Below are 8,632 nucleotides of genomic sequence, written 5' to 3' on the forward strand. Positions count from 1 at the left end.
GGACGAACGGAGTTTGGACGTCAATGATAGAAGGAACCCATCAATTGCATTGAAACCGTGTACTAGTTCGAACGAGTTAGAGCTCCCCTTCGTTATGAAGATCAATAATATCACTCTCAGCCTGGCGACTGTCATCATTTCGGCTGGAAGCCAGCTGCTCCAGATAATCATCATCAATATTACCGGCCACATAGCGACCATCAAACACGGAGCAGTCGAAATCGTCAATGGCCGGGTTAAGTGAAGAAACCGCTTTCTTAAGATCATCCAGATCCTGAAAAATCAGTTTATCAGCACCGATCAGTTCACAAACCTCCTGATCACTCCGGCCATGGGCAATCAGCTCTTCCCGGGTCGGCATATCAATGCCGTACACATTGGGATAACGAATGGCGGGAGCCGCTGAACAGAAATACACCTTTTTGGCCCCGGCATCCCTGGCCATCTCAATAATTTGCTCACAGGTGGTGCCACGGACAATGGAATCATCAACCAGAAGCACATTCTTGCCGGCAAACTCCTGGTGAATGGCATTCAGCTTCTGGCGAACCGACTTCTTGCGAATGGCCTGACCGGGCATAATAAAGGTTCGGCCAATATAACGATTCTTAACAAAACCTTCCCGATACGGCAGGCCCAGACGGGTTGCCATCTCCAGGGCAGAGTTTCGGCTGGTATCCGGAATGGGCATCACCACATCAATATCATGATCAGGCCACTCACGGAGGATTTTATTGGCCAGGGTCTGGCCCATTCGCAAGCGGGACTGATAGACAAAAATGCCATCCAGACTGGAATCCGGGCGGGCCAGATAAACGTACTCAAACATGCAGGGAATGAGTTTACCGGGCACACACTGGAAAGTATGGAGCTGCCGCTGTTCATCAATATAAATGGCTTCCCCAGGAGCAACATCACCCACCAGCTCAAAGTCAAGGGCATCAAGGGCCACCGATTCTGAGGCCAGCATATACTCGGTACCGTTCCCGGTTTCCCGCTTACCGTATACCAGTGGCCGAATGCCATGGGGATCCCGGAAACCGACCATACCATGACCATTAATCATGGCCACCACCGCAAAACCACCCTCACAACGCTGGTAAACACCGGTCACAGCGTTGAACACATCTTCTGCCTGCGGTTTATGTTTGCCCTCACTTGCCAGCTCATGGGCAAAAACATTCAGCAGGATTTCAGAGTCGGAGTGGGTATTAATGTGGCGGAGGTCACTTTCAAACAGCGACTGTTTGATATCATCCGCATTGGTCAGGTTGCCGTTATGGGCTAAAGCGATGCCATAAGGCGAGTTGACATAGAATGGCTGGGCTTCTGCTGAACTGAAAGTACCCGCCGTCGGGTATCGAACATGCCCGAGGCCTGAGCAGCCATTAAGCCGCTTCATGTGACGGGTACGAAAGACATCCTTCACCAGACCGTTATCTTTTCGCAGGAAAAAACGTCTATTATCAAGAGTCACCATCCCCGCAGCGTCCTGCCCCCTGTGTTGCAGCACAGTCAGCGCATCGAACAACAGCTGGTTAACATTCACCGTTGCCGAAATACCGACAATTCCACACATGCACTCATCCTCAGGATTGATCAGCTAAAATCGTTATCGAAACTGACAGCAAATGATCAAAATTGCCTGTTCAATCACCTGAACAGCCACTGTTCCCGATAACGGAAAGCCTGAAATCATACGCTAAATGATAGGGTTACGAAAACTGCTACACTCCCTGAGACTGATAAATCGAGAAAAAGTTTTGAAGAAAATCCAGTGGATGGCTACTATAAATCTAGTTTAATTAGCTAAATCAGTAGGCTTACCATGAAAGAATCCAACCAGATAACCGTAGGCATGCATGAAGCAAAAACCAGGCTCTCAGAGCTGGTACGCATGGCACTGGAAGACAATGCAGACATTATCATCACCCAAAGGAATAAGCCGGTGATGAGGCTTGTCCCATACCAGGAGGCACCGAAAAATAGGGGGCTAGGCGCACTTGAGGGAAAAATACACATCGCCGGGGACTTTGACCAGACACCACAAGAGATTATTGACAGTTTTTATGAAACTGAGGATAAGCTTAAAACACGGGGAGAGTAGTATTGAAACTACTATTAGATACTTGCGTATTGCTCTGGTGGCTTAATAACAGTGACCGACTGGGCACCAAGATTATCAACACCATTAACAATTCAAATAATCAGGCGTATGTCAGCTCTGCTTCAATCTGGGAAATATATATCAAGCAAGCCGCTGGCAAATTAACCATTGATGGCAATCTTATCGGAACGCTGGAAACTCTGGATATCAAACCATTACCGATCATGCTTGAGCATGGGAAAATTGCGGCTGAGCTACCAAGTATCCATAGGGATCCATTTGATCGTATGTTGATAGCACAGGCCTCAGCAGAAAAAATGACCATCGTCACCGCAGATCGTCGTATACAACAATATCCGGTGAGTACTCTGGAAGTGAGATAAAGTAGCGTTATCCCTGCATCAACGGCCCCATAACATCAACAACCGTTTGCTTCGACCAGTCAGCCAGCAACATAAAGTGGGGTAACAGCACCGACTGCTGCCAGGCCTGATCCTGCTCCAGGGGAGCCAACGTCAGCAGACCAACGAGAATCGTCACCAGCAAACAGCCTCGCAAACCCCCAAACACCATACCCAGAATACGGTCAGTACCCGACAGCCCCGTCGCCTGAACCAGTTCAGCGATAATACGATTAACCAGCGCACCAACCATCAATGTTGCCACAAACAGCAAAGCACAGGCCACCATTACCCGAACGGATGGGGTAGCAATATAATCAGTCAATCGCTCTGACAGGGCACCACCAAAAGACCAGGCAACAAAAATAGCGGCCAGCCAGGTCAACAGGGAGAGAACCTCTTTAAAAAAACCGCGTTTTAAACTGATAAGCGCGGAGATGATAACAATAGCGGCGATGAGCCAGTCGATCCAGGTGAAAGTCAATACCTGACTCCTTAATAAAAAACGGAACCATGCTATGCTGGAAACTGTCTAAAATCTGATAATTCTGCAGTTGATCAATATACAACAATCACTTCCTTTAACGACAGTAAGATAGCGCAGCAGCTGGTTGCAAGAAAAAATGGAGCCCACCCAATGAAGGATTTATACCAGACAGACTTTTACAGCTGGACTCAGCAACAGGCAGAACTGATACGCAGCGGCCGGATAGCCGAACTGGATCTGCATAACATTCTTGAGGAAATCGAGGGCATGGGCCGAAGTGACTATCGGTCACTGCAATCCCGTCTGACAGTGCTGCTGATGCACCTGCTGAAATGGCAATACCAACCAGACAAACGACGCACCGGCCGTAGCTGGGAAAGTACCATCAAAGAACAGAGAAAACAGATACGCCGTCTGTTACGGGCTAACCCCGGCCTGAAATCAAAAATTCCTGAAATGCTGCCTCTCGCTTACGGAGATGCCGTGGAAGATGCTCATGATGAAACCGGGATACCCGCCTCATCATTTCCGGACCAGTGCCCATGGCAGTTTGAAGAGGTGCTCGATGCCGACTTTAAACCCTGACCACTATTAACGAATAGTCCTTGAATAATTTCCACATTTTGCAGCCTCCAAACTCCGTTCGTCCTGAGTGCTGAGCTTGTCGAAGTATCGAAGGACGTAAACTCCGAAGCATGATAGATTGTGCCAGACACTCTTCGACTCCGCCCAGGGTGAACGGAGAATGAGTTCTAAATGTCGGAATTATTTAAGGACAATTACTAGGAGGGTTACTCATGCCATGAAATCATCTCAAACAGGACTATGGCCCTTAAAAACAACGCCGGGCTAATATAATCAAACCCTTCCGTAAGTATCCTCAAAGCGCACAATATCATCTTCACCGAGATACCCGCCACTTTGAACTTCGATCAATTCAAGGTCAAACTTCCCGGGGTTCTCCAGTCGATGCACCGCACCAATGGGAATATAAGTGGACTGATTTTCAGTTAACAGAATCTCTTTCCCATCAATTTCCACCAGTGCTGTACCCTTTACCACAATCCAGTGCTCAGCACGATGATAGTGCTTCTGTAACGACAACCTGGCACCAGGTTTGACCATAATGCGCTTGACTTGAAAACGCTCGCCCACATCAATGGCGTCATAAGCCCCCCATGGCCGATAGACCTTCCGGTGCAGATTCACCTCAGAACGCCCTGCGGCTTTCAGAGACTCGACTACCTTCTTGACATCCTGCACCCGGGCTTTATGCGCAACCAGAATGGCATCGTCGCTTTCCACCACGACAAGATCATCTACACCAACCGTGGCAATCAGCTTTTTCTCACTGCGAACATAGGTGTTGGTGGTATCCTGTAGCAGAACATCGCCCTGAACCGAGTTCCCCAGCTCATCCTTGTCAGAAATATTGGCAAGAGAAGACCAGGAACCAACATCAGACCATCCCGCATCCAACGGAACAACAACGGCATCCGTCGTTTTTTCCATCACCGCATAGTCGATAGAGTCCTCCGGGCATGCCCTGAAAGCTTCTTCATCCAGCCGGACAAAATCAAGGTCAGGATTCTGAACTCTCATCGCTTTTTCACAGGCTGCCAGAATATCTGGCCGGAACTGCTTCAGTTCTTCAAGATAACGGGAAGCCTTAAACAGAAACATGCCGGAATTCCAGTAATAACCTCCAGAAGCCAGATAGCCCTGAGCAGTCTCCAGATCCGGTTTCTCAATAAACTGTGCTACAGAGTAGGTAGTTGTGAGTGATGAGGGGTGGGTTGAGGGTTTTGGTTCAGTGGTTTTATCAGCTATTCCCTCTTCACGATTACCAATTAACTTTTCTCCCGCCCTGATATAGCCGTAACCGGTTTCCGGATGGGTAGGCACAATACCAAACGTCACCAGCTTACCATCCATTGTCGTCGGCAACGCCGTCTCAACAGCCTGATGAAAAGCCTTTTCATCCTGAATCACATGATCCGCCGCCAGCACCAACAAAACCGGCTCTTCCTGGTGATCATCCTGATTCAACGCTTTTAAAGCCGCCAAAGCAACCGCAGGTGCCGTATTCCTGCCCACCGGCTCAAGAATAATCGCCTCGGCACTGCGCCCCATCTGACGAAGCTGCTCCGCCACCAGAAAACGATGAGCCTCATTGGCAATCACCACTGGAGCCCCCACTGCATCCAGGCCATCCAGCCGGGCCACCGTGTTCTGAAACATGGTCTGTTCATTAACCAGTGGCAGAAACTGCTTCGGGTTCAGAGCCCTGGACTGAGGCCAGAGGCGACTGCCAGAGCCGCCGGACATGATTACGGGTATTAAGTTCATAGATGTTTTTTTTGGGGGGGGTGAGTTGTGGATTATGAGCTGGGAGTTATGGGTTATGCGTTGGAAGTTGCGGGCTATGAGTTGGAATTTGTGGGTAATCAGGCAAGAGTCAAAAATACAGCCATCAACTAAAACCCGAAACCCACATCTCAAACAGAACGAAGTTCTGCCGCATTCTTCAGAAACCATTGATAAGTCATAGACAACCCTTCATGCAAAGGAATCACCGCCTTCCAACCCAGCCGTTCCAGACGTGAAACATCCATCAGTTTACGGGGTGTACCGTCAGGCTTGCTGGAATCGAAAACCAACTCACCTTCAAAGCCGACAACCTGCTTCATCGTCTCGGCCAGCTCGCGAATCGAGCAATCAACACCCGTGCCTACATTAATATGAGACATCATGGGTTCCGTATGTTTGCTGTAAATCGACTTTTCCAGGTTCATCACATGCACACTTGCCGCCGCCATGTCGGATACATGAAGAAACTCACGCATCGGCTTGCCTGTACCCCAAACCACCACTTCTTTATCGCCGCGAAGCTTTGCTTCATGGAAACGACGCATCATCGCCGGAATCACATGACTGTTTTCCGGGTGGAAATTATCATTGTCACCATAGAGATTCGTTGGCATCACAGAACGGTAATCTACACCGTACTGCCGGTTATAGGACTCACAAAGCTTGATACCCGCAATTTTGGCAATAGCATAAGGCTCATTAGTCTGTTCAAGGTGGCCATTCAACAATTCACTCTCCACCATGGGCTGCCGGGCCAGTTTCGGATAGATACAGCTGGACCCCAGAAAAAGTAATTGTCGAACCCCAGCCCGGAACGCCTGATGGATAATATTGCATTCCATCATCAGGTTTTCATAAATAAACTCGGCCGGATAGGCATTATTGGCATGAATACCACCCACCCTGGCTGCCGCCAGATACACCTGGTCAATCTGTTCAGTCCGGAAAAACGCTGCCACGGTCTGCTGGCTGGTCAGATCAAGTTCACTGCGACTGCGGATCACAATTCGAACATTGCCATGCTGCTCAAGAAGACGAACAATCGAAGAGCCCACCATTCCACCATGGCCGGCAATAAAAACAGTTTTCATAATTAATGAGTATCTGCAGAATATAGAATCAAATCAGAATGGCTGGCGATGAAAGAAAAATCACAGTCATTGTGCAGAACTGGCAAACTGAAATGAATGGCAATCCAGAAGAATTTATCAGGGAGATCAGACAATAAGCGTACTTACCATCAGGCTGACCGAAGAAAAGCACGTAACAATTAACGCCACCTCGCTCATCAGGTTTGCCTCAGTCTTGCCTGCTTGACTTACGGGTACGAGATACCATAATCAGGTACATATTGGTATTTCCTGTGCGCTATGGAGACGAAGAAAATGGCTAAAAACACCAGTATAACCTTGGGCGACCACTTTGATAGTTTTATTTCCGACCAAATAGAAAGCGGACGTTACGGCTCAGCCAGTGAAGTTATTCGAGCTGCTCTGCGCTTGCTTGAAAGTAAAGAAACGAAACTGCACACCCTCAGAAATTTACTTATTGAAGGCGAGAAGAGCGGCATTGCCGAGTATGATTATGATACTTTCATCAATGAACTTGATGGTGAAGACAAAAAATGAAGCCTTTTGTCCTTACCAAGCAAGCCAGAGCAGATTTGATAGCATTAGCACAATTTACAATGAAGCGCTGGGGCAAAGAGCAAAGGAACCTCTACATAAAGCAATTTGACGACACTTTTCATCTATTGGCAGAAATGCCAGAAATAGGTAAATCATGCGATGAAATAAGAAAAGGCTTTATCAAGTTTCCTCAAGGAAGTCATCTGATTTTCTTCAAACAATCGAGTAAAAATAGAATTGAAATTATCAGAATCCTTCATAAAAGCATGGATGTTGAAATTCACCTTGCCATCAATGGCAATGATCTCACCAGGGGATGTCCTTATAGCCATTGAGCCCAATGGCTTTGGGGGCTTTCTTGATTTTCCCTGACCCCCAACCCACAACTACTCCCTGGACACCTTCACCTCATACCCATGCTCTTTCAGCAAAGCATGTTGCTTGGCCTTGGCCAGGTCGTACTCAACCATCTCTGCCACCATCTGTTCAAGCGTAGTGGTGGGCTCCCAGCCCAACCTGGCCTTGGCATTGGATGGATCGCCCAGCAGGGTCTCCACCTCTGCCGGACGAAAATAACGGGGATCAACCGCTACAACTTTTTGGCCAACGGTCAATGCAGGCGCGTGATCACTGTCGATACGCTCAACATAGGCACACTCATCCACACCGGAACCTTCCCAACACAAAGTTAAACCAATGGCCCTGGCGGAAAAATCCACAAACTGTCGTACAGAGTACTGAACGCCAGTAGCAATCACAAAATCTTCCGGCTGTTCCTGCTGAAGCATCAGCCACTGCATCTCCACATAATCACGTGCGTGGCCCCAGTCCCGTAAGGCATTCATATTGCCAAGGTAAAGGCAAGTTTCCAGCCCCTGGGCAATATTCGACAATCCTCGGGTTATTTTACGGGTAACAAACGTTTCACCACGACGTGGAGACTCATGGTTAAACAGAATACCGTTGCATGCATACATACCGTAGGACTCACGGTAGTTCACGGTAATCCAGTAAGCGTACATTTTGGCCACGGCATAAGGCGATCGCGGATAGAAAGGCGTGGTTTCCTTTTGGGGAATCTCCTGTACCAGACCATAGAGCTCCGAAGTCGAGGCCTGATAAAAGCGTGTTTTCTTCTCCAGCCCTAAAAAGCGGATAGCTTCCAGCAGCCGCAGGGTACCCAGGGCATCCACATCGGCAGTATATTCAGGAGACTCAAAAGAGACCGCCACATGAGACTGGGCCGCCAGATTATACACTTCATCTGGCTGTACTTCGCTGATAATACGGGTCAAATTGGAGCTGTCACTCAAATCACCATAATGGAGCTTGAAATGTTGATTTTCCATGTGAGGATCTTCATAAATATGATCCACACGCTCAGTATTAAAAGAAGAAGCACGACGTTTGATACCATGAACCTCATATCCTTTTTTTAAAAGAAACTCGGCCAGGTAAGAGCCATCTTGCCCAGTAACACCGGTAATTAAAGCAACTTTTTTGGACATCTTTATTTAGCCATAGTTGTTGGTAATGGAAAATTTGGGATAGTGACTGGTAAATGGGTTATGAGTGAATAAGTAGTAACCAAATGAAATCATATTTTCTGACTAAGTGATCAGTCACTCTGCGGCGTTAC

The 8,632-nt window shown here is 48.0% G+C and carries 10 protein-coding genes; 5 read left to right on the plus strand and 5 right to left on the minus strand.

Annotated features, from left to right (window positions below):
• Positions 1–76: 76 nt before the first annotated feature.
• The gene (gene purF / locus KDK15_RS02430) at positions 77–1,579 is read right to left on the minus strand and encodes an amidophosphoribosyltransferase (protein ID WP_257293778.1); all 1,503 of its coding nucleotides are present in this window, start codon (positions 1,577–1,579) and stop codon (positions 77–79) included.
• Positions 1,580–1,828: 249 nt separating this feature from the next.
• Here purF and KDK15_RS02435 point away from each other — a divergent pair, with 249 nt between their 5' ends.
• Both KDK15_RS02435 and KDK15_RS02440 read left to right on the plus strand, forming a co-directional pair.
• Positions 1,829–2,107, plus strand: coding sequence for a type II toxin-antitoxin system Phd/YefM family antitoxin (locus tag KDK15_RS02435; RefSeq protein WP_257293779.1), 279 nt, complete (start codon positions 1,829–1,831; stop codon positions 2,105–2,107).
• A gap of 2 nt (positions 2,108–2,109) precedes the next feature.
• Entirely contained in the window at positions 2,110–2,490 is a 381-nt protein-coding gene (locus KDK15_RS02440; protein WP_257293780.1) for a type II toxin-antitoxin system VapC family toxin, read from the plus strand.
• A gap of 7 nt (positions 2,491–2,497) precedes the next feature.
• Here KDK15_RS02440 and KDK15_RS02445 read toward each other — a convergent pair whose 3' ends face one another.
• Positions 2,498–2,992: a CvpA family protein gene (locus KDK15_RS02445; RefSeq protein ID WP_257293781.1), complete on the minus strand. Its 495-nt coding sequence runs from the start codon at positions 2,990–2,992 to the stop codon at positions 2,498–2,500.
• A 153-nt stretch (positions 2,993–3,145) separates the two neighbouring features.
• Here KDK15_RS02445 and KDK15_RS02450 point away from each other — a divergent pair, with 153 nt between their 5' ends.
• Positions 3,146–3,580, plus strand: coding sequence for a DUF29 domain-containing protein (locus KDK15_RS02450; protein WP_257293782.1), 435 nt, complete (start codon positions 3,146–3,148; stop codon positions 3,578–3,580).
• A gap of 273 nt (positions 3,581–3,853) precedes the next feature.
• On the opposite strand, the gene KDK15_RS02455 is transcribed toward KDK15_RS02450, so the two are convergent.
• Together KDK15_RS02455 and KDK15_RS02460 are read right to left on the minus strand one after the other, a co-directional pair.
• Entirely contained in the window at positions 3,854–5,344 is a 1,491-nt protein-coding gene (locus KDK15_RS02455; protein ID WP_257293783.1) for a mannose-1-phosphate guanylyltransferase/mannose-6-phosphate isomerase, read from the minus strand.
• Between the two features lie 149 nt (positions 5,345–5,493).
• Positions 5,494–6,456, minus strand: coding sequence for a GDP-L-fucose synthase (locus KDK15_RS02460; protein ID WP_257293784.1), 963 nt, complete (start codon positions 6,454–6,456; stop codon positions 5,494–5,496).
• A 294-nt stretch (positions 6,457–6,750) separates the two neighbouring features.
• Between KDK15_RS02460 and KDK15_RS02465 the strand changes: the two genes are divergently transcribed.
• Both KDK15_RS02465 and KDK15_RS02470 read left to right on the plus strand, forming a co-directional pair.
• Positions 6,751–6,993 (plus strand): type II toxin-antitoxin system ParD family antitoxin, encoded by a 243-nt coding sequence (locus KDK15_RS02465; RefSeq protein WP_257293785.1) that lies wholly within the window; start codon positions 6,751–6,753, stop codon positions 6,991–6,993.
• A complete protein-coding gene (locus tag KDK15_RS02470; RefSeq protein ID WP_257293786.1) occupies positions 6,990–7,328 on the plus strand; it encodes a type II toxin-antitoxin system RelE/ParE family toxin in 339 nt (112 codons plus the stop codon). Before KDK15_RS02465 ends, KDK15_RS02470 begins: the two co-directional genes overlap by 4 nt.
• 51 nt (positions 7,329–7,379) lie before the next feature.
• Here the strand turns inward: KDK15_RS02470 and gmd are convergent, their stop codons facing one another.
• On the minus strand, positions 7,380–8,501 hold the full coding sequence (gene gmd / locus KDK15_RS02475; protein WP_257293787.1) for a GDP-mannose 4,6-dehydratase: 1,122 nt from the start codon (positions 8,499–8,501) through the stop codon (positions 7,380–7,382).
• Between the last annotated feature and the right edge of the window lie 131 nt (positions 8,502–8,632).

This window comes from Endozoicomonas sp. YOMI1 (assembly GCF_024606345.1).
Lineage (GTDB): Bacteria > Pseudomonadota > Gammaproteobacteria > Pseudomonadales > Endozoicomonadaceae > Endozoicomonas.

Bases quoted from the DNA above. Each gene is read 5' to 3' on its own strand.
- KDK15_RS02465 (WP_257293785.1), top strand. From the start codon at position 6,751: ATGGCTAAAAACACCAGTATAACCTTGGGCGACCACTTTGATAGTTTT.
- gmd (WP_257293787.1), bottom strand. From the start codon at position 8,501: ATGTCCAAAAAAGTTGCTTTAATTACCGGTGTTACTGGGCAAGATGGC.
- KDK15_RS02435 (WP_257293779.1), top strand. From the start codon at position 1,829: ATGAAAGAATCCAACCAGATAACCGTAGGCATGCATGAAGCAAAAACC.
- KDK15_RS02450 (WP_257293782.1), top strand. From the start codon at position 3,146: ATGAAGGATTTATACCAGACAGACTTTTACAGCTGGACTCAGCAACAG.
- purF (WP_257293778.1), bottom strand. From the start codon at position 1,579: ATGTGTGGAATTGTCGGTATTTCGGCAACGGTGAATGTTAACCAGCTG.
- KDK15_RS02460 (WP_257293784.1), bottom strand. From the start codon at position 6,456: ATGAAAACTGTTTTTATTGCCGGCCATGGTGGAATGGTGGGCTCTTCG.
- KDK15_RS02470 (WP_257293786.1), top strand. From the start codon at position 6,990: ATGAAGCCTTTTGTCCTTACCAAGCAAGCCAGAGCAGATTTGATAGCA.
- KDK15_RS02455 (WP_257293783.1), bottom strand. From the start codon at position 5,344: ATGAACTTAATACCCGTAATCATGTCCGGCGGCTCTGGCAGTCGCCTC.